Source organism: Streptomyces sp. cmx-4-9, assembly GCF_046548835.1.
Classification (GTDB): domain Bacteria; phylum Actinomycetota; class Actinomycetes; order Streptomycetales; family Streptomycetaceae; genus Streptomyces.
Window position 1 is genome coordinate 280,705 of the sequence record NZ_JAEBEE010000003.1, and the last position, 24,352, is coordinate 305,056.

23 protein-coding genes and 1 pseudogene are annotated in these 24,352 nt (G+C 73.9%); 19 read left to right on the plus strand and 5 right to left on the minus strand.

Annotated features, from left to right (window positions below):
• Window positions 1-192 precede the first annotated feature (192 nt).
• Window positions 193-828 (plus strand): potassium channel family protein, encoded by a 636-nt coding sequence (locus ACLJTM_RS12160; RefSeq protein WP_411103521.1) that lies wholly within the window; start codon window positions 193-195, stop codon window positions 826-828.
• Window positions 825-2,231, plus strand: a complete 1,407-nt coding sequence (locus ACLJTM_RS12165) for a chloride channel protein (RefSeq protein WP_411103522.1) — start codon at window positions 825-827, stop codon at window positions 2,229-2,231. The genes ACLJTM_RS12160 and ACLJTM_RS12165 overlap by 4 nt, the downstream gene beginning before the upstream one ends.
• Before the next feature lie 109 nt (window positions 2,232-2,340).
• Here ACLJTM_RS12165 and ACLJTM_RS12170 read toward each other — a convergent pair whose 3' ends face one another.
• A complete protein-coding gene (locus tag ACLJTM_RS12170) occupies window positions 2,341-2,769 on the minus strand; it encodes a hypothetical protein (protein WP_411103523.1) in 429 nt (142 codons plus the stop codon).
• 499 nt (window positions 2,770-3,268) lie between these two features.
• On the opposite strand from ACLJTM_RS12170, the gene ACLJTM_RS12175 reads away from it, so the two are divergent.
• The 5 genes and pseudogenes from ACLJTM_RS12175 to ACLJTM_RS12195 all read left to right on the plus strand — a co-directional run.
• Window positions 3,269-3,472, plus strand: coding sequence for a cold-shock protein (locus tag ACLJTM_RS12175; RefSeq protein WP_030011983.1), 204 nt, complete (start codon window positions 3,269-3,271; stop codon window positions 3,470-3,472).
• Between the two features lie 98 nt (window positions 3,473-3,570).
• Window positions 3,571-3,960: a hypothetical protein gene (locus ACLJTM_RS12180; RefSeq protein WP_411103524.1), complete on the plus strand. Its 390-nt coding sequence runs from the start codon at window positions 3,571-3,573 to the stop codon at window positions 3,958-3,960.
• A gap of 560 nt (window positions 3,961-4,520) precedes the next feature.
• Complete coding sequence (locus ACLJTM_RS12185; protein WP_411103525.1) at window positions 4,521-5,147, plus strand: NADPH-dependent FMN reductase; 627 nt, start codon at window positions 4,521-4,523, stop codon at window positions 5,145-5,147.
• Window positions 5,148-5,169: 22 nt separating this feature from the next.
• Window positions 5,170-6,633 carry a DHA2 family efflux MFS transporter permease subunit gene (locus tag ACLJTM_RS12190; RefSeq protein WP_411103526.1) on the plus strand — a complete coding sequence of 488 codons (1,464 nt, stop codon included), beginning with the start codon at window positions 5,170-5,172 and terminating at the stop codon, window positions 6,631-6,633.
• Window positions 6,634-8,164: 1,531 nt separating this feature from the next.
• Window positions 8,165-9,031, plus strand: a pseudogene (locus ACLJTM_RS12195) (RNA polymerase sigma factor SigF); the annotation flags it as partial.
• 112 nt (window positions 9,032-9,143) lie between these two features.
• Here the strand turns inward: ACLJTM_RS12195 and ACLJTM_RS12200 are convergent.
• Window positions 9,144-9,653, minus strand: a complete 510-nt coding sequence (locus ACLJTM_RS12200; protein WP_411103527.1) for an ATP-binding protein — start codon at window positions 9,651-9,653, stop codon at window positions 9,144-9,146.
• A gap of 240 nt (window positions 9,654-9,893) precedes the next feature.
• On the opposite strand from ACLJTM_RS12200, the gene ACLJTM_RS12205 reads away from it, so the two are divergent.
• Together ACLJTM_RS12205 and pucL are read left to right on the plus strand one after the other, a co-directional pair.
• On the plus strand, window positions 9,894-11,243 hold the full coding sequence (locus tag ACLJTM_RS12205) for an aspartate aminotransferase family protein (protein WP_411103528.1): 1,350 nt from the start codon (window positions 9,894-9,896) through the stop codon (window positions 11,241-11,243).
• Between the two features lie 269 nt (window positions 11,244-11,512).
• A complete protein-coding gene (pucL, locus tag ACLJTM_RS12210) occupies window positions 11,513-12,430 on the plus strand; it encodes a factor-independent urate hydroxylase (RefSeq protein ID WP_411103529.1) in 918 nt (305 codons plus the stop codon).
• Here the strand turns inward: pucL and ACLJTM_RS12215 are convergent.
• Window positions 12,427-12,879 (minus strand): histidine phosphatase family protein, encoded by a 453-nt coding sequence (locus ACLJTM_RS12215; RefSeq protein WP_411103530.1) that lies wholly within the window; start codon window positions 12,877-12,879, stop codon window positions 12,427-12,429. The genes pucL and ACLJTM_RS12215 overlap by 4 nt on opposite strands.
• Before the next feature lie 187 nt (window positions 12,880-13,066).
• On the opposite strand from ACLJTM_RS12215, the gene ACLJTM_RS12220 reads away from it, so the two are divergent.
• From ACLJTM_RS12220 to ACLJTM_RS12245, 6 genes are all read left to right on the plus strand, one after another.
• Window positions 13,067-13,282 (plus strand): CbtB domain-containing protein, encoded by a 216-nt coding sequence (locus ACLJTM_RS12220; RefSeq protein WP_411103531.1) that lies wholly within the window; start codon window positions 13,067-13,069, stop codon window positions 13,280-13,282.
• Window positions 13,283-13,350: 68 nt separating this feature from the next.
• Complete coding sequence (locus tag ACLJTM_RS12225; RefSeq protein ID WP_411103532.1) at window positions 13,351-14,148, plus strand: CbtA family protein; 798 nt, start codon at window positions 13,351-13,353, stop codon at window positions 14,146-14,148.
• Between the two features lie 21 nt (window positions 14,149-14,169).
• Complete coding sequence (locus ACLJTM_RS12230; RefSeq protein WP_411103533.1) at window positions 14,170-14,415, plus strand: hypothetical protein; 246 nt, start codon at window positions 14,170-14,172, stop codon at window positions 14,413-14,415.
• Window positions 14,416-14,577: 162 nt separating this feature from the next.
• Window positions 14,578-15,195, plus strand: coding sequence for a hypothetical protein (locus tag ACLJTM_RS12235; protein ID WP_411103534.1), 618 nt, complete (start codon window positions 14,578-14,580; stop codon window positions 15,193-15,195).
• A gap of 87 nt (window positions 15,196-15,282) precedes the next feature.
• The gene (locus tag ACLJTM_RS12240) at window positions 15,283-15,663 is read left to right on the plus strand and encodes a hypothetical protein (RefSeq protein ID WP_411103535.1); all 381 of its coding nucleotides are present in this window, start codon (window positions 15,283-15,285) and stop codon (window positions 15,661-15,663) included.
• A gap of 74 nt (window positions 15,664-15,737) precedes the next feature.
• Complete coding sequence (locus ACLJTM_RS12245; protein WP_411103536.1) at window positions 15,738-15,896, plus strand: hypothetical protein; 159 nt, start codon at window positions 15,738-15,740, stop codon at window positions 15,894-15,896.
• 271 nt (window positions 15,897-16,167) lie between these two features.
• Here the strand turns inward: ACLJTM_RS12245 and ACLJTM_RS12250 are convergent, their stop codons facing one another.
• Window positions 16,168-16,578, minus strand: a complete 411-nt coding sequence (locus ACLJTM_RS12250) for a hypothetical protein (RefSeq protein ID WP_411103537.1) — start codon at window positions 16,576-16,578, stop codon at window positions 16,168-16,170.
• A 299-nt stretch (window positions 16,579-16,877) separates the two neighbouring features.
• Here ACLJTM_RS12250 and ACLJTM_RS12255 point away from each other — a divergent pair, with 299 nt between their 5' ends.
• From ACLJTM_RS12255 to ACLJTM_RS12270, 4 genes are all read left to right on the plus strand, one after another.
• Window positions 16,878-17,705 carry a hypothetical protein gene (locus ACLJTM_RS12255; protein ID WP_411103538.1) on the plus strand — a complete coding sequence of 276 codons (828 nt, stop codon included), beginning with the start codon at window positions 16,878-16,880 and terminating at the stop codon, window positions 17,703-17,705.
• A gap of 83 nt (window positions 17,706-17,788) precedes the next feature.
• Window positions 17,789-19,783 carry an FUSC family protein gene (locus ACLJTM_RS12260; RefSeq protein WP_411103539.1) on the plus strand — a complete coding sequence of 665 codons (1,995 nt, stop codon included), beginning with the start codon at window positions 17,789-17,791 and terminating at the stop codon, window positions 19,781-19,783.
• 72 nt (window positions 19,784-19,855) lie between these two features.
• Window positions 19,856-20,611 carry a hypothetical protein gene (locus ACLJTM_RS12265; protein WP_411103540.1) on the plus strand — a complete coding sequence of 252 codons (756 nt, stop codon included), beginning with the start codon at window positions 19,856-19,858 and terminating at the stop codon, window positions 20,609-20,611.
• Entirely contained in the window at window positions 20,599-21,936 is a 1,338-nt protein-coding gene (locus ACLJTM_RS12270; protein ID WP_411103541.1) for a sensor histidine kinase, read from the plus strand. Before ACLJTM_RS12265 ends, ACLJTM_RS12270 begins: the two co-directional genes overlap by 13 nt.
• A 93-nt stretch (window positions 21,937-22,029) precedes the next feature.
• Here ACLJTM_RS12270 and ACLJTM_RS12275 read toward each other — a convergent pair whose 3' ends face one another.
• Window positions 22,030-24,111, minus strand: a complete 2,082-nt coding sequence (locus ACLJTM_RS12275) for a PhoX family protein (RefSeq protein WP_411103542.1) — start codon at window positions 24,109-24,111, stop codon at window positions 22,030-22,032.
• Window positions 24,112-24,352: the final 241 nt, after the last annotated feature.

Here is a 24,352-nt window from a genome sequence, read left to right on the forward strand (position 1 = left end):
CGGTGCACGGGGTGCGCATGCCGAGCCGATCCGCCCTCGGCGGCCCGCCGCCGGAGCGCCGGGGCGGCGGCTCCGGTCGCGGGATGCACCGCGCCGCCGTCTCCTGAACCCATGGACCGCACCGCATCCGGACGGGGTGGCCGGCCGCGCCCCGCGGCCCGGCGTCGGCTCCCTCCGCTCCTCGGGTGCCTGTTGCGCTCGACCGCCTCGGTCGTCCTGCTGACCGCGCTCTTCTACCTGGCCCCGCTGGACGGGGGGCTTGAGGCCGTCACCCTGCTCATGCTGCTGCTCGGCCTCGTGGTCTTCGGCGGGGTGGTCGTCCTCCAGGTCTCGGCCATCACCCGGGCGGAGTACCCGAGGCTGCGCGCCGTGGAGGCACTGGCCACCGCGGTGCCGCTGTTCCTGGTGCTGTTCTCCGCGACGTACTTCGTCCTCGCCGAACAGGTCCCGCACACGTTCACGGAGCCCCTGACCCGCACCGACGCGCTCTACTTCACGGTCACGGTGTTCGCCACGGTCGGCTTCGGCGACATCGCCCCGATCAACGGGACGGGCCGCGCGCTGGTCACGGTGCAGATGGTGGCCGACCTCATCCTCGTCGGGCTCATCTTCAAGGCCCTCTTCGGCGCGGTCCGGATCGGGATGCGCCGTCAGAAGGCCCCGTACCTGCCGCTGTACGAGGACGGTGAGGGCGAGGAGGACGAGGCAGACGGGGGCGGGGACGGGGACGGGCCTGCGGAGGTGACGGGCCGCCGCCGGCCGCCGGGCCCCGGCGGCGGAGGCCGCCGTCCGGGTGGACCATCGAGAGGAAAGGGAGGTGCCCCATGACGGAGCCTCGCCCTCCGGCCGACCCCCCGCCACCGCGCCCGTCCCCGCTGGGACCCGGGTCCCAGGAGGAGACGGCCGTCCTGCGGAAGCTGCTGCGCAGCCCGGGCTACCTCAAGACCCTGGGCTTCAGCGCGCTCATCGGCATCCCGGTGTCCCTGGCCGCCTTCTGGTTCCTCGTGCTGCTGCACGAGCTGGAGGACGCCCTGTGGGCCGGGCTGCCCGAGTCGCTCGGCTGGAGCGAACCGCCCTGGTGGTGGCCGCTGCCCCTGCTGCTGATCGGCGGCGTCCTCGTCGGCCTGATCGTGACCCACCTGCCCGGCGCCGGCGGCCACATCCCCGCCGGCGGGCTGCACGCGGCGGGCGGAGTGCAGCCCGTGACCCTGCCCGGGGTGATCCTGGCCGCGCTGGCCAGCCTGCCCTTCGGCGCCGTACTGGGCCCCGAGGCCCCGCTGATCGCGCTGGGCGGCGGCCTCGCCCTGCTCTTGCGCAACCTCGCGCAGACACCGGCCACCCCGCAGAGCAATGCGCTGCTGGGCGCGGCCGGTTCGGCCGCGGCGATCGCCGCCATCTTCGGGAATCCGCTGATCGCCGCGGTACTGCTGATCGAGGTGGCCGGGGTCGGCGGCCCCCAGCTGTTCGCGGTCATGCTGCCGGCCCTGCTGTCGAGCGGCATCGGGGCCATCGTCTTCACCGGCCTCGGCCGCTGGACCGGGCTGCAGACCGGGGACCTGTCCCTGCACTCGGACCTGCCCGTGCCGCACCTGGACGTCGGTGACGTGCTGTGGACGCTGGTCGTCGCCGCGGCCATCGCCGCCGCCCTGCACCCCGTCCTGACCGGGGCACGGGCGGTCGCCTCGTGGGTGGCCGGGCGGACGTTCGTACGGACCGTCCTGTGCGCCCTCGGCGCCGGGGTGTGCGCCGCGGCCTACGCACTGGCCACCGGCCGCTCCCCCGCCGAGGTGGCCTCCTCCGGCCAGGCCGCCGTCGGATCGCTGGCCGCCGATCCGCACGCCTGGGGCATCACAGCGCTGATCGCCGTCCTGGTCTTCAAGGGCGTGGCCTACGCGCTCTGCCTCGGCAGTCTGCGCGGCGGCCCGATCTTCCCCGCGCTGTTCCTGGGGGCGGCGGCGGGCGTGCTGGCCGCGCCCCTGCCGGGTCTGGGCCTGGTCCCGGGGTTCGCGGCCGGCATGGCCGCGGCGGTCGCCGCCATGATGCGCCTGCCGGTGAGCAGCGTGGTGCTGGTGACGCTGATCCTCGGGAGCTCCGCGATGATGCCGGTCGTGATCCTGGCAGCCGTGGTGTCCTTCGTGGTGACCGAGGTGCTGCCGCCTCCGGGGCACAAGGCGAAGGCGGCGGACGGGGCCGCGGCCGCCGGTTCCGGGACCGCGGCCGGGGCTCCTTAGCCCCGGCCGAGCGCACCGTGGCCGCGGCCGGGGGCATCACCCTGGCCCCGGCCGGGGGCGTCTTGGCCCCGGCCAGGGGCGTCTTGGCCCCGGCCGGGCGGAGGGGGTGTCAGCACTTGAGTCCGGTGGAGGCGGCGGCGGTGGCCTGGTCCAACTGCTGGATCTGCGGCTGGAGCTGGGTGAGGGCGTCCTTGCCGGTCGTGTCGCCGGGCAGGCCCTCGTACCCCTTCTTGAGGTTCTCGGCGGCCGCCTTGACCGCGTCCTGCTCCGCCTGCTTCAGCTTGGACAGGTTCTCCTTGACCCCGTCCCAGTCGTTCTGGACGGCGTTGTAGGCGTCCTTGACCTGGTCCTTGGTGGCCACGGCGGGGTCCAGGGCCTTCAACTTGGCGTTGTCGGCCTTGAGCGCGTTGAGGTCGGTGCACGCGTTGGCCGATGCCTTCGTGGCTTCCTCGGCGGGGGAGGAGCTGTCGTCGGAGCAGGCCGAGAGACCGAACACCGCGCTGACGCAGAGCACACCGATCACCGGGAATCGCTTCATGGGAGGCCTTCCTCAACGGGAACTGACGAGCTGGATGTTTCGGGCTTACACCACAAAATATGCATAAGCGATCACATCCCGCGCGCGCTTCGGGGCGTCACCCGTCCGCCGACCGGAGCAGTCCCTCACCCGTACGGCCGACGGAACGGGTCGCCGCTGCCGTCGGCGCCCCGCGGAAAAACGGCCCCGCGGGGCGCGTTCATATGAGCTGAGAAAAGCACTGTCTGCCGCCTCACCTGCACAAAAACGGACCGCGGCGCGTCAAGGATTGCGCGACGCGCCGAGGTGAAGGAGGCGAGGATTTCCGCGCCGTCCGGCACCCCCCGTGCTACTGTGATCTCAGTTGCAGTTGTGGTTCCCAAAAACTTACAAGTGCTCTCACCGGATTTTCGGTGGGCGCACTTTTTATTTGCCGGTGCATTTCCGGCCGGGGCGACCAGCACGGCGACTCCGGAGTCGCACGGTGCGATTCCGGGCATTGCCCCAAAGGAGAATTCACATGGCATCTGGCACCGTGAAGTGGTTCAACGCGGAAAAGGGCTTCGGCTTCATCGAGCAGGAGGGTGGCGGCGCTGACGTGTTCGCCCACTACTCGAACATCGCCTCTTCCGGCTTCCGTGAGCTCCAGGAAGGCCAGAAGGTCACCTTCGACGTCACGCAGGGCCAGAAGGGCCCGCAGGCCGAGAACATCGTTCCCGCCTGACGTTCCGCGCACCCGGCCGGGGCCCGCACCATGAGGTGCGGGCCCCGGCTTGCTGCTGTGTGGGCCGGGTCCGACGGCGCTTGCTACAGTCACTGCCCATGTCGATCCCTGACGACCTGCTCGTCGATGTTGCCGCCATGGTGGAGTCCGAGCAGACCAATCAGATGTCCCTGACCGTCGTGGTGCACGGCGCCGTCGTCACCGGCCGCCTCGCACCCGAGAGCGTGTGGCGCCAACGCGTGGCCGAGGTCCTCCAGGACTCCGACCAGCTCGGCCCGTTCGCCAACATCTTCAACGCCTCCGCACCGGGCGCCCCGGCCGCAGGCCGCTCCCGGAACAGCGCCGAGCCACCCTCCCACCTGCACTTCCACGTGGCCCGGATCCTCCAGGGCACCCTGGGCATCCCGGAGACCGGCGGGATGTACCGGATCGCCCTCAAGGACGTCAGCGCCTGGACAGTGGGCGACTTCAGCTACTCCGACAAGTAACCCGAACCGCACCGCAGCCGGCGCGGCGCCGCGCCCTGCCGCCCGGCACCGACGCCGGCGTGCCGCCCGCGCCCGGGACCCCTGTGGGGCCTCGGGCGCTGCGGCACGTGGCCGGAGGAACCGCCCTGCCCGGTTCCGGCCCGCCGGCGACCGCTGCTGCGCGGACGGCGCCCCGCGGGGCCCCCGAGGCCGCCGGGGCACGGAGGGCGCCGGGGCACGGAGGGTGCCGCGGCACAGAGGGCGTCGGGGCACAGAGGGCGTCGGGGCACAGAGGGCGTCGGGGCACGGAATCGAGAACGGGTCGTGTCCCGGTCGTGTCCCGGTCGACGGACGGTCGCACTCCACCAGGGGCCCGGCACACGGGCCGCCGGGCGCGGCCGGGGCCTGCAAGCGCCCGTCGGACGGCTTCCCACCCGATGTTTCACGTGAAACACCCGGTCGGGGGCGGCGGTTGCCCCCTCGGCTAAAGTCCCCGCCGTCAACCGGAAGGCCCTGACGGGCGGTTCAACCTGGTCGATCACCCGGGGACGGGGTGCCCGGTTGCTCCTACTGTCGTGGCCATGGACAACAACACCGTGCCCACCGCCGAGAACCCCACCGGCACCGCCGCCCCGCAGAAGCTGCGGCTCGCCGTCGTCGTCGCCTCCACCCGCGAGGGCCGCTTCGGACCCACCGTCGGGGACTGGTTCGTCCCGTACGCCCGGCAGCACGGCGACTTCGAGGTGGATGTCATCGACATCGCCGGGCTGGACCTGCCCGCCGTCCAGCCGGGCTGGAGCACCGCGCCGACCCCCGCGCTGACCGAGCTCGCCGGGCGGCTGAACGCCGCCGACGGCTTCGTCGTCATCACCCCCGAGTACAACCACAGCTTCCCCGGCCACCTGAAGCTCTTCATCGACCTGCACCGCAGCGAATGGAAGGCCAAGGCCGTCGGTTTCGTGTCCTACGGCGGCGTCAGCGGCGGCCTGCGGTCCGTGGAGCACCTGCGCCAGGTCTTCGGCGAGCTGCACTGTGTGGCCATCCGGGACGGCGTCAGCTTCCACGGCGCCTGGGACCACTTCGGTGAGAACGGCCGGGCGCACGAAGCCGCGGGCGCGGCCGGCGCCGCGAAGACCATGCTCGACCAGCTCGCCTGGTGGTCCCAGACCCTGCGCGAGGGCCGTACCGCCCGTCCGTACAGCGCCTAGTGCTGCGACCGGAAAGGTTCACATGACCACGACGCAGGACCCCGCCCCGCCCCAGGCTCCGGAGCGGCCCGGTGCCTCGGCCGTCGCGATCACCATGGTGGTGATCGTGGGCTCGTTCATGACCATCCTCGACACCACGATCCTCGGTGTCGCACTGGACGGCCTCTCCCGTCACTTCCACGCTCCGCTGGCCACCATCCAGTGGACGGCCACGGGCTACATGCTGGCCCTGGCCGCCGTCATCCCGCTGACCGCATGGGCGGCGGGCAGGTTCGGCAGCAAGCAGCTCTACATCGTCTCCGTCGCCCTGTTCACGGCCGGTTCGGCCCTGGCAGGCTGTGCCTGGAGCACCGAGACCCTGATCCTCTTCCGGGTGCTGCAGGGACTCGGCGGGGGCATGGTCGTCCCGCTCGGGATGGCCATCGTGATCAATGCCGCCGCTCCGGAGCACAAGGGCCGGATGATGGGGCTGCTGGGCATCCCCGTCCTGGTGGGACCGCTCGTCGGCCCGGTGCTCGGCGGCTGGCTCGTCGACGCGGCGTCCTGGCGTTGGATCTTCCTGATCAACGTGCCGATCGGCGTGCTGACCGTGGTGCTGGCCCTGGTGGTCTTCCCCCGGGACACCGTCCGGGCCGCCCGTCCGCTCGACGTGGTCGGCCTGCTGACGCTCTCACCGGGCCTGGCCGCCCTGATCTACGGCCTTGCCACGGGCGGCGAGAGCGGCGAATTCGGCTCGGCCGAGGTGCTGGTGCCCACGCTCGCGGGCGCGGCGCTGGTGGTGGCCTTCGTCGTACGGGCCCTCACCGCCCCGGCGCCGCTGCTCGACCTGCGGTTGCTGCGGGTACGGGCCTTCGCGGCGGGCATCGGCACCATGGCGCTGTTCGCCGGGGCCTACTTCGGGGCCCTGATGCTGGTGCCGATGTACTACCAGCTCGTACGCGGTGAGAGCGCGACCATGTCCGGCCTGCTCGGGGTGCCCCAGGTGATCGCGACCGGGACCACCCTGCAGATCGCGAGCCGGCTGACCGACCGGATTCCGGCCGGGCGGATCGTGCCGGTGGGCGTGACCCTGGCGGTGCTCGGCTACGGCACGTTCACCGCCCAGCTCGGGCCGGACACCCCGTACTGGCGACTGATCGTCTCGCTGACCGTGGCCGGGGCGGGGGTCGGGATGACGATGATGCCGACCGTCACCGGCGCGACCCGCGGTTTCGCACCCCCGCAGGTACCGGCCGCCAGCACTCTGATCAACATCAACTCCCAGGTTGCGGGCTCCGTCGGGACGGCGCTGCTGTCGGTGCTCCTGACCACGGCGGCCGCCGCACACGGCGGGCTCGCCGCGGCGCAGGGGCTGAGCGACGCCGCCCGGGCCGAGCTGGCCCCGTCGCTGGCCGACGCCTTCCAGCACACCTACGTGTGGGTGGTGGCCCTGATGGCGGCCTCCATGATCCCGGCCCTCTGCCAGCCCCGGAAGAAGTACGCGTAACCGCGCACCCCCTCGGCCCGCCTGCCGTGCCGGCTGGCCGGGCCCGGCCCCGGTCCGGGCGGACCGGACGGCGGACGGCGGTACGAGGTCGCGAGCCCGCACGGCACGACGGGGCGGCGCCCACGCGGACGGCGGGTCCGACCATAGCCCGCCAGGGCGGGGACCCGCCGCGGGCGGGCACGCCGGAGCCTGGGCCGGCCCGCCAGGCCCTGGGGCCGCCTGGGCGGGCGTGCCGGGGCCGGGGCAAGGCTCGGCCAGCCTGGGCCGCCAGGCGGGCCCGCCGGGGCCGGGGTCCGGCTCGGTCGTCGGGCTTGCTGGGGCCTGGGCGGGGCCCGTCGAGGCCTGGGCCAGAGGTGGGCTTGCCATGGCCGCGGCCACCACCGGCGGGCTCGCCGCGTCGGGTTCGCCGACCCGGTGCCTGGCACGCCGGGGCCTGGGCCAAGGGCGGGCTCGCCGCGGCCGGGGCCGCTGGGTCGGCACACCGGAGCCTGGGCCGCCCGGGCCGGGCCCACCGGGGCCTCGGCCAGGCCCGCCGAGGCCTGGGCCAGAGGCGGGCTTGCCGGGACGGGGCCGTGCTCGCCGCGGCCGAGGCCGAACCCCCCGGGACCTGGGCCAAGGGCGGGCTCGCCGGGGCTTGGGGCCAGCTCGCCGCACGACTCGCCGCGGGATGGGCCGCTCGGGCGGGCGCCCAGGCCAAGCCCGCCCAGACCTGCCCCACCCGGGCCGGGCCCTTCGGGCCTCGGCCGCTCGCCGAGGCCAGGGCCTGGTCCGCTGGGCCCAGGCCCTCCTGAGCCGGGGTCCGCCGCTGCCGGGCTCGCCGGGGCCCGGGCCGCCAGGTCGGGTCCGCCCCTGCCGGGCGCGCCGCGGGGATCTGGGCCGGGTCCGCCGAGGCCTGGCCAGGGGCGGACTCGCCGCGCCCGGGGCCCGGCTCGGCGGGCCGCTGGGGTCGGCTCACCGGAGCTTAGGCCGCCCAGGCGGGCGTCCCGGTCTAGCCCGCCCAGACCTTGCCTGCCCGGCCACCGGGGCCTCGGCCATGCTCGCCGAGGCCGGCGCCTGGGCCGCTGGGCCCGAGCTTCCCCGGGTCGGGCCCCGCTGCCGCCGGGCTCGGCGGGCGCGCCGGAGCCCGGGCCGGGCCCGCCAGGACCTGGGGCCGCCTGGGCGGGCGCGCCGGGGCTGGGCCTGGCGCGCCGGGGCCTGGGCCGCCTGGGCCGGGCCCGCGGGGGCCTGGGCCCGGCTCGGCGGGCGCGCCGGAGCCCGGGCCTGGCCCGCGGGGACCTGGGCGCCAGGGCGGGCTCGTCGTGGCCGGGGCCTGCTCGGCGGCGCCGAGGCCGCTGGGGTCGGCTCACCGGAGCTTGACCGGGCCCCCGGGCCCCCGGGCCGCCGTCGCGCTGGGCAGCCGGGGAAGAGGCCCCAGGGGCCGCCGTCGAGGCCTTTGCGCACGTCGCCCCGGCCCTGCCGGAACCGGCTCGAATCGCGCGGAGCGCTGTGGACCTGCACATTTGTAGGGGTACCGGGTGGTTCACCCGGGTATATCCCCTGCGACAGCGCGACGACGCACCCCTCGGGGCCACCCGGGACCCGCCGTCGGAGGAGCGCAACCATGCACCGTACAGAGCTCACAGACGTCGCCACCCACGAGGCCAAGACCCTGTCGGTGTCCCTGTTCCGCAGGCTGGCCGACTTGGACGAGGGCGGCACGGAGTACTCGTACGTCCGCAACACCCTCGTCGAGCTGAACCTGAGCCTCGTGAAGTACGCCGCGCGCCGGTTCCGGGGCCGCAGCGAGCCGATGGAGGACATCATCCAGGTCGGCACGATCGGCCTGATCAAAGCGATCAACCGGTTCGACCCGGATCGCGGGGTGGAGTTCACCTCCTTCGCCATGCCGACGATCAGCGGCGAGATCAAGCGCTTCTTCCGGGACACCAGCTGGGCGGTGAAGGTCCCGCGGCGGCTCCAGGAGCTGCGGATCGACACGGCCAAGGCCCACGACGCGCTGGAACAGGACCTCGGACGCGAGCCCACCGACGCCGAGCTGGCGGACCACCTCCAGGTGTCCCCCGCCGAGCTGGCGGAGGGCCGCAAGGCCGCGCATGCGTACTCCGCGTGCTCCCTGGACGCGCCGGTGCAGGATGACGGCGGCGACCGGGACGTCCCCGCCGGGCGGCCCTCGCTCGGGGAGGAGGAGGCGGCCTACGACCGGATCGAGTGCCTGGAGTCGCTGAAGCCGATCCTGGCCGGGCTCCCCGAGCGCGAGCGCACCCTGCTCGCCCTGCGCTTCGGGCAGGAACTCACCCAATCGGAGATCGGCGACCGGCTGGGCCTGTCCCAGATGCACGTGTCCCGGCTGCTGGCCCGGACCCTGACGCGCCTGCGTACCGGTCTACTGACCGAGGAAGAGGACCCGGCCGAGGGGGCACCGACGGCGCAGGGATCGACTGAGACGCCCGGCGCGGCCGAGCTGCCCGGGACGCCGACGGCGTCCGCGCCGGGAGAGCCGCCCGCGCCGGCTACGGCAGCGGGCCGTCCGTCATCCGGTCGCGCGCCGCAATCTCCAGCCAGACCGTCTTGCCGGGCCGCCCGTCCCCAGAAGGCACCGAGCCCCAGTCCTTTGCGAGCCGTTCCAGCACGATCAGCCCGTGCCCTCCCGGCAGCGCCCGGTTGCCGGGCGGCCGACGCTGGGGATGCTCGGAACTGTCGTCACTGACCTCCACGCGCAGCTGCCCCGGGCTGTGCCGAAGCACCAGCTCACGCGGGCCGCCCGCGTGCAGGCATGCGTTCGTCACCACTTCCGACACGAGGAGGAGTACGTCCTCCACCGCCTCGGGCTGTCCTTGCCACTGCCAGTCGTCCAAGGCCAGCCGGGTGAAATCCCGGCAGCGGCTCACGACCCCGGCGGTCGCCCCGCCCAGTACCAGCCTCCGCGTCTGCTCGGTCACAGGGCCTCCTGTCTCCGCGCCGCGCCTACCCCCGTCAAAGGATGCCAATCCTAGGGGGTGCTGCACCCATCTGACCTCCACTCATGCCGACGATCTTTCGCAGGAAGTCCACATGGTGGAAATTTGATTCCGACACGCGGAAATGTAGGGTCGGATTCGTCCGGCGGGGCCGAAAACCGCCACTGACCGGCCCCCGCGTCGTGGTCGACCCGGTCGGAACGAGGCCGCCGGGAAGGCGCCGGGAAGGCGCCGGCAGCAGAGCTCCCCGGCGCCGTCCGCCGCTGGCCCGGCGTCCACATCCTGGACAACTACGCTCGTTTCATGAACGCAGAAGCCGACGCCCTCGCCGCCGTGAAAGACGCCGACCGGAAGCACGTCTTCCACTCCTGGTCGGCGCAGGAGCTGATCGACCCGCTCGCCGTCGCCGGGGCCGAGGGTTCGTACTTCTGGGACTACCAGGGCCACCGCTACCTCGACTTCTCCAGCGCCCTCGTCTACACGAACATCGGCTACCAGCACCCGAAGGTCACCGCGGCCATCCAGGAGCAGGCGGCCCGGCTGTGCACCGTGGCGCCCGGATTCGCCGTGGACGTGCGCTCCGAGGCGGCCCGGCTGATCGCCGAGCGCACCCCGGGCGACCTCGACAAGATCTTCTTCACCAACGCCGGGGCCGAGGCCGTCGAGAACGCCGTGCGGATGGCCCGCCTGCACACCGGCCGGCCCAAGGTGCTGTCCGCGTACCGCTCCTACCACGGCGCCACCTCCACCGCGATCAACCTGACCGGCGACGCCCGCCGCTTCGGCAACGATTCCGCGACCGCCGGCGTCGTGCACTTCTGGGGCCCCTTCGCCTACCGTTCGCCGTTCTACGCGGCCGACCCGGCCGAGGAGTGCGAGCGGGCCCTGCGCCACCTTGAGGACACCATCGTCTTCGAGGGCCCGCAGTCCATCGCCGCGATCATCCTGGAGACCGTCGGCGGCGCCCCCGGCGTCCTCGTGCACCCCGACGGGTACCTGGCCGGCGTGCGCGCCCTCTGCGACCGCCACGGCATCGTGTTCGTCCTCGACGAGATCATGGTCGGCTTCGGCCGCACCGGCCGGTGGTTCGCCTCCGAGCACTGGGACGTCGTCCCCGACCTGATCTGCTTCGCCAAGGGCGTGACCAGCGGCTACGTACCGCTGGGCGGGGTGGCCATCTCGCCGGCGATCGCGCAGACCTTCGCCCGCACGCCCTACCCGGGCGGGCTGACGTACTCCGGGCACGTGCTGGCCTGTGCGGCGGCCGTGGCCACCATCAACGTCATGGAGGAGGAGGGCGTCGTCGAGCAGTCCGCCCGCACCGGCGCCGAACTGCTCGGACCGGGCCTGCGCGCGCTCGCCGAGCGGCACCCCTCGATCGGGGAGGTGCGGGGCCTGGGCACCTTCTGGGCGCTGGAGCTCGTACGGGACCGGGCGACGCGCGAGCCGCTCGTCCCGTACAACGCCTCCGGGGCGGACAACGGGCCGATGGCGGAATTCGGGGCCGCCTGCAAGAAGGGCGGACTGTGGCCGCTCACCGCCGGGAACCGCCTCCATGTCGCGCCGCCCTGCAACATCTCGCCCGAGGACGTCGCCAAGGGGCTGGAGATCCTGGACGCGGCCCTCTCGGTCGCCGATGCGCACACCCTGTGACCTGCTGATCTGTGGGGAAGCCCAAGCCGTGGGTGCAGGTGTTCGGATGATCCGTGGCGTGGTCAACACCCCGCGCACGTGCTGCAATCCGTTCAGGCCCGGATGCACAGGACGGGCCGCGCACCAAGCACCTACGGACCGGGATGCACGTCAGTCCCGGGGCGGTCCTGCGGGGCCGAACGGCGGGGAGCGGTCTGACCGCTGGACGCCGGGCGTACGGGATCCAGACCACCGGACTCCGTGTTCCCGAGTACCCGAAGGAAGACAGCATGAGCAAGCACGTCCTGGCGCAGAACCAGTACGGCAAGGCCGAGAACCGCATCGTGAAGGTCACCCGCAAGGGCAACGACGGCTCCTGGCACGAGATCCGCGACCTCAACGTCTCGGTCGCGCTCCGCGGTGAGTTCCGCGACGTCCACCTGACCGGTGACAACGCCAACTGCCTGCCGACCGACACCACGAAGAACACGGTGTACGCCTTCGCCAAGGAACACGGCATCGCCTCCCCCGAGGCCTTCGGCATCCTCCTCGCCAAGCACTTCGTCTCCTCGCAGCGGCCGATCCGTGAGGCGCAGATCCGCATCGAGGAGTTCGTCTGGGAGCGGATCCCGGTCCCGACGCGCAAGGAGCAGCACTCCTTCGTCCTCAAGGGCCAGGAAGTGCGCACCGCGCAGGTCACCTACAGCGAGACCACCGGTCTGCAGGTCATCTCGGGTCTGAAGGACCTGACGGTGATGAACTCGACCAACTCCGAGTTCCACGGCTACATCAAGGACAAGTACACGACGCTCCAGGAGGCGTACGACCGCATCCTGGCGACCAAGGTCACCTCGCGGTGGGCGCATTCGGCGCTGGCCGGCGACGACCCGGAGTACGACTGGGACCAGTCGTACAAGAAGGTCCGCAAGCACCTGCTGGAAGCCTTCGCGGAGACCTACTCCTACTCGCTGCAGCAGACCCTGAACCAGATGGCCGAGCGGGTGCTCGACAACTGCCCCAAGGTCAACGAGGTCCGCCTGAACCTCCCCAACAAGCACCACTTCCTCGTCGACCTGGAGCCCTTCGGCCTCAAGAACGACAACGAGGTCTACTTCGCCGCGGACCGGATGTACGGCCTGATCGAGGGCACCATCCACCGCGACGGCGTGCAGCCGGTGATCGCCACCTCCGACTGGATCACCGCCTAAGCCGTCTCTTGCCGTGACCCGTCGGGGACCCCGGTCCCCAGACGCAGGTTCCACCGCCCCGCGCGCCCGCTGAGTTCCGTGAGCGTGCGGGGTCGTGCGTCCAGCCGCCAGAACGCCTGCGGCGGCAGGTCCAGGGCGTGCACCACGGCCGCCCGGACGAAGGCCTGCTCGGCGGTGACCCGGTGGGTACCGGGCTCCAGGGCGTCCAGCCAGCGCCCGGCGCGGGCGACGAGGTCCAGGACGGACTCGCCGCCGGGCGGGGCGTACCCGGGATCGCTCAGCCAGCGGCGCACCGCGGCCGGGTCCTCGGCGGCGACCTCCTCCAGGGTCCGCCCGGCCCACTGCCCGCTGTCCGCCCCGTACGGCCCGCCCCTCCCGAACCGGTGCCCCTGCCCCGGGGGGCCGAGGCCGGGGGTGACGAGGCGGACTCGTACCGACGAGGGGGTCATCAAGGCAGCCTAAGCGCGGTACGGTCGCGGACGACACAACTGAATGACGACGGTACGGCGGAAGAACCGGTGAGAGTCCGGCACGGTCGCGCCACTGTGAACCCTCCGCAAGGGGGCAAGTCAGACCCGCCACCGTCGTCGCGAGCACCACTGACCGGGACGCGTGTTCCCTCTGGAGGTTTCTGCCATGGCCCACTCCGCCGTGCCCACGACGACGGCCCCTGCCGTCGCTCCGATCTCTCTCTCCGCGCTCGCCCCCTGGGCGGTCTTCGTCGCCGTCCTCACCCTTGTCCTGCTCTACTTCGTCGGCATCGAGCAGGGCGCCACCGCGGTCTTCGAGGGCGAGACCGTCCACGAGTGGCTGCACGACGGCCGCCACCTGCTCGGCTTCCCCTGCCACTGACCACCTGCCACCGGTCATCCGCCGCTGGTCACCTGCCGTTGGTCGACGCCTCGCAAGGGAACCGAACCATGACGTCCTCCGCCCCACCCGCCGTACCCCTGCCCGCCGCACCCCCGCCCGCCCCCTCCCCCCGGACACTGCTCGTCCGGGGCATGCTGGCCGGCCTGCTGGCCGGACTGGTCGCCTTCCTCGTCGCCTACCTCCTCGGTGAGTCCACCGTGGACGCGGCCATCGCCATCGAGGAGGCCGCCGCGCACGGCCACGACCACGGCGAGGAGGCCCCGGTCAGCCGGGCCCTCCAAGCCACCGCCGGCCTCGGCACCGGCGTCCTGCTGTACGGGGTCGCACTCGGCGGGATCGCCGCGCTCGTCCACTGCTACGCGCTGGGCCGGCTCGGCCGCTTCGGCCCTCGGGCCACGGCCGCGCTGGTCACCGCGGGCCTGTTCGCCACCGTGACCCTGGTGCCGTTCCTCAAGTACCCGGCCAACCCCCCTGCCGTCGGCGATCCCGACACGGCCGGCCGCCGGACCGCCCTGTACCTCCTGATGATCGCCCTGAGCGCGTTGCTGGCCTCGGGCGCGCTGATCCTGGGCCGGCGCCTCGCGCCGTCCCTCGGCAACTGGAACGCGAGCACCGTGGCCGGGGTCGCGCTGGTGGCCGCGATCGGGACCGCGTACGCCCTGCTCCCCGCGGTCGACGAAGTGCCGGCGGATTTCCCGGCGGCACTGATCTGGCAGTTCCGCCTGGCGTCCCTGGCCATCCAGACTGCGCTGTGGGCGACTTTCGGCCTCGTCTTCGGTTATCTAGCCGAACGGGCCCTTGTATCGGGCCCCTTGCCCAAGGAGGCTGTGCAGCCCACGAGTTGACGATGAAGGGGCCGGTAGCACATGCCGACGGCAATCTGGCGGTGGCGAGGCTGGACGGGTGCGGCGCCGTTCTGGCTGAACTCCCTCCTCCTGCTCCTGGCCCCTTTCACCGCCGTCACCCTCTTCGCACAGATGGGGGTCATCGCCGGGCTGGCCGCCCTCGGCGGCCTGGCCCGGCACCTGTGGTTCGGTGACTACGGCCATCCCGCCATCCACCTCGCCGCCGCACTGATGGGCGGGGCGGCGGCGACCCTCGTCGTGGTCTGACCGCCCGGTCGCCGCCCGGCTCCGGCCGCGGCACGACGACGGCCTCCCTTCATCCGTTCGGGCGGGCTTCCCGCCGTCCCGCGTTCCACGCGGCCCGGACGGGCAGAGCAGAGTGCACTGCTCACAGGACCCGGCCGCCCGAGCCGGACAGGAGGGATGGCCATGGCCCGCGCCCAGACGGTCGTCGGTGTGCTGACGGCGGCACTGCTCTGCACCGGCCTCGGGGTGCTGCGGGTCTCGGAGGGCGCCGCGCCCGCGACCCGGGTCACCGACGACGCCCTGCCCTCGCAGGCCCTGGGGCTGTCCGGCCACCGCCGTCTCGTCCGGCAACTGGAGCAGTCGGACCCCGGCGCCCCCGGGATGCCCGGGCCCCCGCCGGCCTCCGGTCCGGTGCGCTCCGTCGCGGAGCCGCTGGGGGCCGCCCGGCCGCTGCGCCTGCGCATCCCGGCCCTGGCCATCGACGTCCCCCTTTCCGACGGCCGCCGCGGCACGTCCCGGCACACCGGCCGGAGCGCCCGCTGGGACGCCGCCGGCCCCGCCCCCGGAGCGGCCGGTACCGCGGTGGTCACCGGGTCCCGGCTGCGCCTGTCGGCGCTGCGGCGCGGGTTCACGATCGAGGTCCCCCGCGCGGACCACCGCACGGCCGTGTTCACCGTCGTACGGGTCTCCCCGGGCCGTTCCGGCGGCCGCGGCGAGCGGCTTGGGCGGGCGCAACTGCGGCTGGTCGGCGGCGAAACGGCCGTGCTGGCCCGGCTGACCGGAGAGCGCGGCCTGCACTGATCCGTGCGGGGGTGTCCGCATCCCCCGGTCGGAGGGTTCTGCGGGCGCACCGGGGACCGTCCCGGCGTGTCGGGGCACACCCCCCGCATGAGCGGGACGCGAGGCGGGCGCCGGACCCGGGCGCCGTGGGCAGTGCTGACCCAGGCCCTGACGGTGGCCTGCGTCGTCCTGCTGTGCGTGTTCGGCGCGGGCCCGGCGGGCGCGGCTGCCGCCGAGTCCCGTCCGGGTGCCTCGGCCCCCGTGGAACCCACCGAGGGCCCGTCCGATCCGGCCGGGGACCCCGAGGCGCGGGCTGCCGTGCGGCCCCTCGCGCGGGCGGTTCCCGTCGTCCGCCGGCTCCCGCTGCCGGTGTTTCACGTGAAACAGCCGTCGGCCGGAGCGCCGTGCGGCGCAGCGGGTCCGTCGGCGGGGACGGCCGAACCGGCGCTGTCGGTGCGGGCGGTGCGCAGCGTGGTCCTGCGCTGCTGAGGGGTCGGTCCGGCCGCTGCGGCCGGCTCGCGCAGTGTCTGCCCCCACCCCCTCGAACACCGTGAGGTTCCGCCATGCCCATCGACCCGTACGCAGCCCTGAACGCCATGCTCCGCGCCGAGGCCGCCCGCTTCACTCCGCCGGCCCGCAAGGCCGAGTCCGCCGCGCCCCGGAGTGCAGCCACCGCATCCGACAGCGAGGCGCAGCAGCCCGCTCCGGAACCTGCCGCCTAGCCGCCCCGGGACCAGGAGCGGGACCGGCAGCGGGACCAGGACCAGCACCGGGACCGGAGCCGCCTCCGCGCGGCACCGCCCGTACGCACGGAACCGGCCCGGCCGTACTTTCGGCCGGGCCGGTTCCGTACCTCTGCCCGAGGCGTCCGGGCAGGGGCACGGCGGAGACTGGGCGGAGCGCCGGTTCCCGTGCCCGGTGGTCGAACCTCACGCGACCACGATGTCTGTTGCCGACGGGCCCGGGGACCGGTCGCTTCGGGCGCGGCCGCGCTCAGTCCTCACGGGTGTAGTACCGGTAGAAGGCTCCGATGCCGATGCCGATGCCCACGAACAGGCCGACGGTGGTGGCCCGCAGGACGGACTCGTTGGTGAGGCTGTGCAGGTAGCCCGCGGCCACGCCGGCGAAGACTCCGTAGGCGGCGGCGTGCACCTCGCGCTGCAGCCGCGGTCCGACACGGCCGAGGGTGAAGAGGATCGCGGCGAAGAGCGCGCCGCACAGGATGCCGTAGAAGACGTTGCCCGCGTCGACCGGGCCCGTCTGGCGCTTGATGAAGGCGGCCCAGACTCCGTAGACGAGTCCGGCGAGCAGGGCGCGGACGAGGGCGTCCCTGGCGGTGCGGCCGGTGGCCGACCGGGGGCGGTAGGGGTGCCGCCGCGAGGCGGTGGGTGCCGCATGTGCCATGACGGGCTCCTCTCTCCCAGATCCAGGGCACACCCGCCGCCCCCGCGCGGCAAGTGGATCACCCGTTCGGCGGGTCGGGCCCCGGCGGGCGAGCGCGGCCGCGGGGACCGGGGGCTGCGCGGGCGGTTCGGTGTCCAGGGTGCGCGCCGTGCCCCGGGGAGGACCGCGGACCGTTGTCGGCCGTGGCCGGCCACGTGCGTGCCGATGCGGGTCGTCGTGGGGAGCCGGCAAGGGAGGTTCGCCACCCGCCCGCAGCAACACCGCTCGCGAGCCGCCCCGCGCCCGCATTCCCTGGTGACGTGCGCACCATCATCTCGGCGGTACTCATCGTGCTCGTGGCCCTCCTGGTGCCCGCGAGCGCCGTCGCGTACTGGGCCGACCGCGAACTGGGCGACGCGGACCGCTACACCGCCGCCATGTCCCCGCTCGCCGGGGACCCGGCCGTCCAGGGCGTGGTGGCTTCCCAGGTCACCCGGGCGCTGGCGGGGCAGATCGACGCGGGCCCGTTCCAGGGCGGAGTGGAGTCCCTCCTCGGCGAGGCCATCCGCTCCTTCACCGGCACCCCCGCCTACCGCACCGCCTGGGACGCGGCCAACCGCGCCGCCCACGCCGCCTTCCTCGAAGCGCTCGCCACCGGTCACGGCGACGCCGTCACCATCGACCTCGCGCCCGTCGTCGCCCAGGTCAAGGGCGACCTCGTCGCCGACGGCGTACCGCTGGCCGACCGCATCCCGGAGACCCGCCTGTCCGTGGAGGTCATGGAGTACGACGGTCTCGGCGCCCTCCGGAAGGGATTTCGCATGCTCCAGGTCGCCGGCGTCTGGCTGCCCCTGCTGACCCTCGTCCTGGCCGCCGCGGCCATCGCCGTCGCCGTGCGCCGCCGACGGGCCGTGGCGGCCACCGGACTGGGACTGGCCGTCGGCGCCGTCCTGCTGTGGATCGCGGTGGCCGTGTGCCGGCGCCTCACCCTGGACGACCTGCCGGCCGACATCGACCGCGCGGCCGCAGGGGCGGTGTACGACGCCCTGACCGCCTTCCTGCGCACCACCGCCTGGCTGGTGCTGGCGGTCGGCCTCGCCGCGGCCCTGGCCGCCTGGCTGACCGGGCGGCTCCGCCGTACCCCATAAGCTCAGAAGGGACCCACACGCAGGCAGAACCACGCAGAATGGGCCAGAAGAACCGAATCGCGAACGGCGGCACGGAAGCGGGAATGAGCACCGAACGCACCGAACAGATAGCCGGCGGGCGCACCCGGCCGCATCCCCTGACCCCGCCCCCCTGGCTGCGCGCGGGGCTCCGGCCCGCCTCCGCCCCCATCCCCTGGGCGGCCGCCCTGCGCGCCGCCGTCGCCCTGGCCGTGCCCCTCGCCGTCGGACTCGCCCTGGACGAGCCCGAGTACGGTGCCCTCGTCTCCATGGGCGCCCTTTCCGGAGTCATCGGCGACACCGCCGACGCCTACCGGATGCGGATCCTGAACATTGCCGTCCCGCAGTTCTTCGGCGCCGTGGGGGTGGCCCTGGGCACCCTGGTCTTCGGCCACGGCTGGCTGGCCGTCGGCGCCCTCACCCTGATCGCCCTGGTCTCCGGGATGATCTCCTCCATCGGCACGGTCGCCTCCGTCTCGGGACTGCTGCTCCTGCTCAACGCGGTGATCGGCGCCGGACTGCCGCTGCCGCAGCCCTGGTGGACGGCCCCCCTGCTGATGAGCGCCGGCGGGCTGTTCGTCCTCGCGCTGACCCTGCTGGGCTGGCCGCTGCGCGGCCGCCTGCCCGAGCGCACCGCCGTCGCCGCCACCTACCTGGCCGTGGCCGACGCCCTGGAGGCCGCGGGCGGCCCCGGCGCCGCCTACGTGGAACGCCGACAGCAGGTCACCCAGGCCCTGAACCAGGCCTATGACCTGGTGCTGGGCCGGCGGGCCCGGGTGCACGGCCGCAGCCCCTCGCTGGTGCGGATGCTGGCCCAGCTCAACGTGGTGATCCCGCTCGTGGAGGCCGCCCCGGCCGCGCACCTGCGGGGACGCCCGCTGCCGCCCGCGATCCCGGCGGCCGTCCGGGACCTCGCCGCGGCCGTCGAGGAGGGCCGCACCGGGACCCCCGCCCTCGACCTGCCCGCGCCGCACACCCCCGCCGAACGGGCCATCGACTCGGCCCTGCGCCATGCGGCGACCGTCGTCCACCTCGCCGAACCGGACGTGAACAACGTCGACGACCGGCTGGGCAGGCCGGCCGCCCTGCGGGTCCGGGCCCGCCGCGCGGTGCGCGACATGATGCTCTCCAAAGCCTCCTGGCGGTACGGGCTGCGGCTCGCCCTGTGCATCGGGCTGGCACAGTGCCTGGTCTCCCTGATCGAGGTCGAACGCTCCTACTGGGTCGCCCTGACCGTCACCTTCGTCCTCAAGCCCGACTTCGGCTCGGTGTTCTCCCGGGCGGTCCTGCGCGCCCTGGGCACCGCGGCCGGGCTGGTCCTCGCCGCGGCCGTGCTCGCCGAGGTACCGCGCGGCTGGTGGGACGTACCCGTGCTGGCGGTCCTCGGCGCGCTGATCCCCGCCTTCTCCGCCAAGGGGTACGCCTTCCAGACCGCGGCGATCACCCCGGTGATCCTCATGCTCTCGGACCAGCTCAACCACCAGGGCTTCGACCTGATCCGGCCCCGGCTGCTGGACAGCCTGATCGGCTGCGCCATCACCCTGGTCGCCGGCTACCTGCTGTGGCCCGAGAGCTGGCGCACCCGGGTCGGGGACCGGCTCGCCGAGACCGTGGACGACGCCGCCCGCTACCTGGAACGCGCCTTCGCCCCGGTGGCCGACGACGCCGCCCTCGCCGCTGCCCGCACCGCCCGCCTCCAGGCCAGGCGGCGGATCTACCGGGAGCTGTCGGGTGTACGCAGCGAGTTCCAGCGGGCCCTGACGGAGCCGCCGCCGACCGGGGCGCGGGCCGCCGCGTGGTGGCCGCTGGTGGTCGCCGTCGAGCGGATCGTGGACGCGACCACCGCGGCCCGGGTCCGCGTCGACCACGGGGCGGCGCCGCCCGCCACGGAGGAGGTCGCCGTGATCGCGCGGCAGCTGCACTCCCTGGCTGACGGGGTGCGCGGCCAGGGCCTCGTGGCCCCGGTGGCTGAGCGGCCCTGCGAGGACGAGACCGGCGTGCTGGCCCCGGTCCGCCAGGAGGTCGCGGCGGCCCGGGCCATCGCCCGGCCCGGGGACTGACCGCACCGGCCCGGGTCCCCCGGACGGTCCCGTGCCCGGGCCGCGGGGCGCCCGCCGGGGCAGCATGGACGCGTGAGCCGAGAGGGCGCAACGCACGAGGGGGCCGGACCGGTCCGGGGCCGCCGCCTGCCCGCCCGCCTCCTGGTGCCGGCCCTGGCCGGCGTACTGGCGGCCGGCTGCGCCGACGTCGAAGGGCTCGGCAACGGCGGCGACCAGGGCACCGTGCGCGCCCCGCAGACCCTGTGGAAGGACATCCGCCCCGCCCCGCCCGAACCGGGCCAGCTGCCCGGCACCGCCGCCGTGGTGCCCGGGGTCACCTCTCCGGACGGCACGCTGCGGGGCGTGGACCCGCTGGACGTCGTACGCGCCGACATCACCGCGGCCGGCGCCCAGGACGGCGGGACGGGCCAACTCGTCGACCCCCGGGCGAAGGAGCGGATCGCCCGGTGCACCCAGGCCGTGGACGGCGGCCCCGACTGCCCGGTGCGCCCCCGCGTGCTGCACGATCTGACGGGCGACGGCAAGGAGGAGCTGATCACCGCCCTGGACCTCGACGGCCGGCTCAGCGAACTGCGCGTCTACACCGCCCGCGACGACGGCAGCATCGTCCGGGTGCTGTCCCGCCGCGCCGTACTGGAAGGCGTGGAGGTCGCCGCCGAGCACCTGGCGGTCCGCGAACCCTCCTCCAACCCCGAGTACGTGGCCGTCGCCGACTACGTGTGGAATCCGGACACCGGGACCATGAACCTCGAACAGCTGACCCTCGACGACTGCCGGTCCCTGCCCGGCGCCCCCCTCACCGCGGACCGGCAGCAGTGCGCGCACTGAGCAGCCTCCGCTGGAAGATCGCGCTGACCACCACCCTGGTCTGCTGCGCGGTCGCCGCCGTGCTGGGGATCCTCGTGCACAACGTGGTCGCCCGGCAGGTCGTCGGCGAGGTCCGCAAGGACGCCGACGCGGACCTGGACCACGCGCTGGCCCACTACGAGTACGGCACCGCGCACGGCGACGTGAACGTCGCCCTGGACCCGCCCGACCTGCCGGGGCAGTTGCGTGCGCTGGTCGGTCGCGGGCTGACCGGCAGCATGGTCGGCGAGCACGCCGGCAAGCCCGTCATGTGGGCGGCCGGGCCCGCGGACGACAAGGCCCTCGCGGTCTGGATCCCGTACGAGGGCACCCGCGAGCGGCTGCGGGACATCGACACCGCGATCCTCGCCTCTGCCGCCCTCGCCGCGGGACTGGTGGCCCTCGCCGGGCTCTTCCTCGCCAACCGGATCAGCCGCCGCCTGACCGCCACCGCCGCGGTGGCCCGCCGGATCAGCGCCGGGGACCTGGACGCGCGGGCCGGTTTCCCGGCCGACGCGGACGGTCCGGACGGGGGCTCGCCGTCCCGCGACGAGGTACGGGACGTGGCGCGGGCCCTCGACACGATGGCGGGCTCGCTCCAAGGCCGCCTGGAGGCGGAGAAGCGCTTCACCGCGGACGTCGCGCACGAGCTGCGCACCCCGCTCACCGGTTCCCTGGCCGCGGCGGCCCTGCTGCCGGAGGGCCGCCCCAAGGAGATGATCAACGACCGGCTCAAGGCCCTGCGCCGGCTCACGGAGGACCTGCTGGAGATCTCCCGGCTGGACTCGGGCGTGGAGCGGGCCGACCTGGCCCGGGTCGAACTGGGCCGGGCGGTGCAGCGGGCCGTCGCGGGCACCCGGGTGGCCGCGACCGTACGCGTGGTGCGCGATGCGGTGGTCCTCACCGACCGGCGTCGCCTGGACCGGATCATGGCCAACCTGCTGGTCAACGCCGACAAGCACGGCGGTCCCCCGGTCGAGGTGACGGTCGAGGGGCCCGTGGTCAAGGTCCGCGACCACGGGCCGGGCTACCCGCCCGAGCTGATCGAGCAGGGGCCGCAGCGATTCCGCACCGGCGATCCCGGACGGGGGCGGGGCCACGGGCTGGGCCTGACGATCGTGGCCGGACAGGCCGCGGTGCTGGAGATCGTCCTGGGCTTCGCCAACGCGCCCGCCGGGGGCGCGGTCACCACGCTGCGGCTGCCCGTCGGCCGCCTGCTGCCGCAGACCCCGCCGGCCGCCGCAGCACCCGACCGGGGCGGGGACGGCGGGGACGGCGGGGACGGCGGCGGGCCGCCCTCCGCATGACACGGGGTGCACACGGAACGCGGCCCGCCCCCTGCGAAGGCCGGGCCTCAAGGGGCCGGGCCTCGCAGGGGGGCGGGCCTCGCAGGGGCCGGGTCAGACACCGATGTTGCGGCCGTCCTTGCGCCAGACGGACACCACGGCCGGGCGGACGAGCTTGCCGGGGCCGTCGGGCCACACGGACTGCGGCTTCTCCACGGACGCCCCGTCGATCTCGCCCGGGTGCTGCACCGACACCAGGACGCGCTTGTCCTGGATGAGCGGGCCGCAGGTCTCCGCGCCGCGCGGGACGGTCAGGAACTGCTTCAGCTCGCCGCGGCGCTCACCGGCGGTCGCGACGCCGAACAGGCCGTCGTGGGAGCCCAGCTGGTTGCCGTCGGTGGAGATCCACAGGTTGCCGTGCGGGTCGAAGGCCACGTTGTCCGGGCAGGATATCGGGCTGACCTTGTCCTTCGGGAAGCCCGCGAAGTAGGTCGCCGGGTCGTTGGGGTCGCCGGCGACCAGGAACAGCCGCCAGGCGAACCCGTCGCCGGCCGGGTCGTCGAAGTTCTCGGCGAACTCCAGGATCTGGCCGTGCTTGTTCAGGTTGCGCGGGTTGGCCTCGGTGGCGCCTTCCTTGCCGGCCTTGCCGCGGTCGGTGTTGTTGGTCAGCGCGACGTAGACGCGGCCGGTGCGCGGGGAGGGCTCGACGTCCTCGGGGCGGTCCATCTTCGTGGCGCCCACCTTGTCGGCGGCCAGCCGCGTGAAGACGTAGACCTCCTCGGCGGTCATGCCCTCGACGTGCGAGACGTTGCCGGTGGCCAGCTTGATCCACACGCCGCTGCCGTCGAACTCCCCGTCGTCGGGGAGCTTCCCGCTGCCGTCGAGGCCGGCGGCCGGGGAGTCGCCGGTCAGCTTGGCGACGTACAGCGTGCCCTCGTCGAGGAGCGTGAGGTTGTGCTCCTTCGCCGCGCGCGAGGTGCCCTTCTTCATCTGCTTCGACGAGACGAACTTGTAGAAGTAGTCGAAGCGCTCGTCGTCGCCCATGTAGACGACCGGACGGCCGTCCTCGGTCAGGCGCGGCTGCGCGGCCTCGTGCTTGAAGCGGCCGAGCGCGGTGCGCTTGCGCGGCACGGAGTGCGGGTCGTACGGGTCCAGCTCGACGACCCAGCCGAAGCGGTGCGACTCGTTGGGCTCCTGCGCCGTGTCGAAGCGCTTGTCGAACCGCTCCCACTTGCGCTCGGTGGCGCCGGTGGTCATGCCGTAGCGCTTCAGGCGCGCGGCCGCGGTCGGGTCGGTGACCTGGCCGGCGTTGGCGAAGTACTGGTTGAAGTTCTCCTCGCCGTGGAGGGTGGTGCCCCACGGGGTGGTGCCGCCGGCGCAGTTGTTGAGGGTGCCGAGCACCTTGGTACCGGTGGGGTCCGCGGAGGTCTTCAGGAGGGGGCTGCCCGCGGCCGGGCCGGTCAGGCGGAATTCACTGCCGGTGTGCAGGCGCCGGTTGAGCTGGTGGCGGGTGACCGCGGTCAGTTTGCCGCTGCGGTGGTCCTCCTGGACGACGACCACGGACAGGCCGTGCGCGGCCCAGGCGATCTCGACCTGTTCGCGGGTCGGGTTCGCCGGGTCGTACCCCTTGAACATGAGGTTCTCGTCCGTGTACTCGTGGTTGGCCACGAGCAGCTGCCGGCGCTCGTAGTCGCCGCCGAGCGGGAGCAGGCTCAGGAAGTCGTTGTTGTAGCCGAACTGGCCGGCCTGGGCGGCTGCCGTCTGCCGGTCGGGGTTGAAGCCCGGGGCGCCCTTGACGATGGGCTCTCCCCACCGGATGACGACGTTCTGCTCGTGGCCCTCGGGCACGGTGACCTTGTCGTCGGTGTTCGGCGCGACCGGCGTGAAGCGCAGACCGCGGGCCGCCTGGCCGGCGTCCTTGGCGCCCGAGGCGGTCTCGGCGGCTTCGGCGCTCCCGCCGCCGGAGCCCGCACCGAGGGTGACGGCGGTGCCCGCGGCGGTGGCGACCGTGACGACGGCCGCCGAGCGCAGCATCGAACGGCGGGAGTAGGCGCGGGCGATGACGTCACCCGCGTACTCGTTGTCACTCGTGTTGGGCACCTCGTGGAAGCAGGCGTCGCCGCAACGGTAGCGACAGGTGAGAGCGGAACGGCCGCTCCCATGCGGGTTGCCGATGAGCGGCAGGAGCTTGCGCACGAGTGTCCTCCGGGTAGCTGCGTGGGCGCCGACAACCTGTCGGAACGATCCAGCCGTGACGGTAGGCGCGGGTTGCGCCGAAGCGGCGGCGCGGGGATGAACGGTCGGTGAACCCGGCACGTCGGTGGGACAGTTCGGGCCGGCGTGTGGCGTTGGTACGGGGGCGGAAGGGAGCCGGACGCCACGAAAGGTGCCCCTGCCGAAGATCCAGCCAGGCGGCCGATAACCTTACGTGTCCACT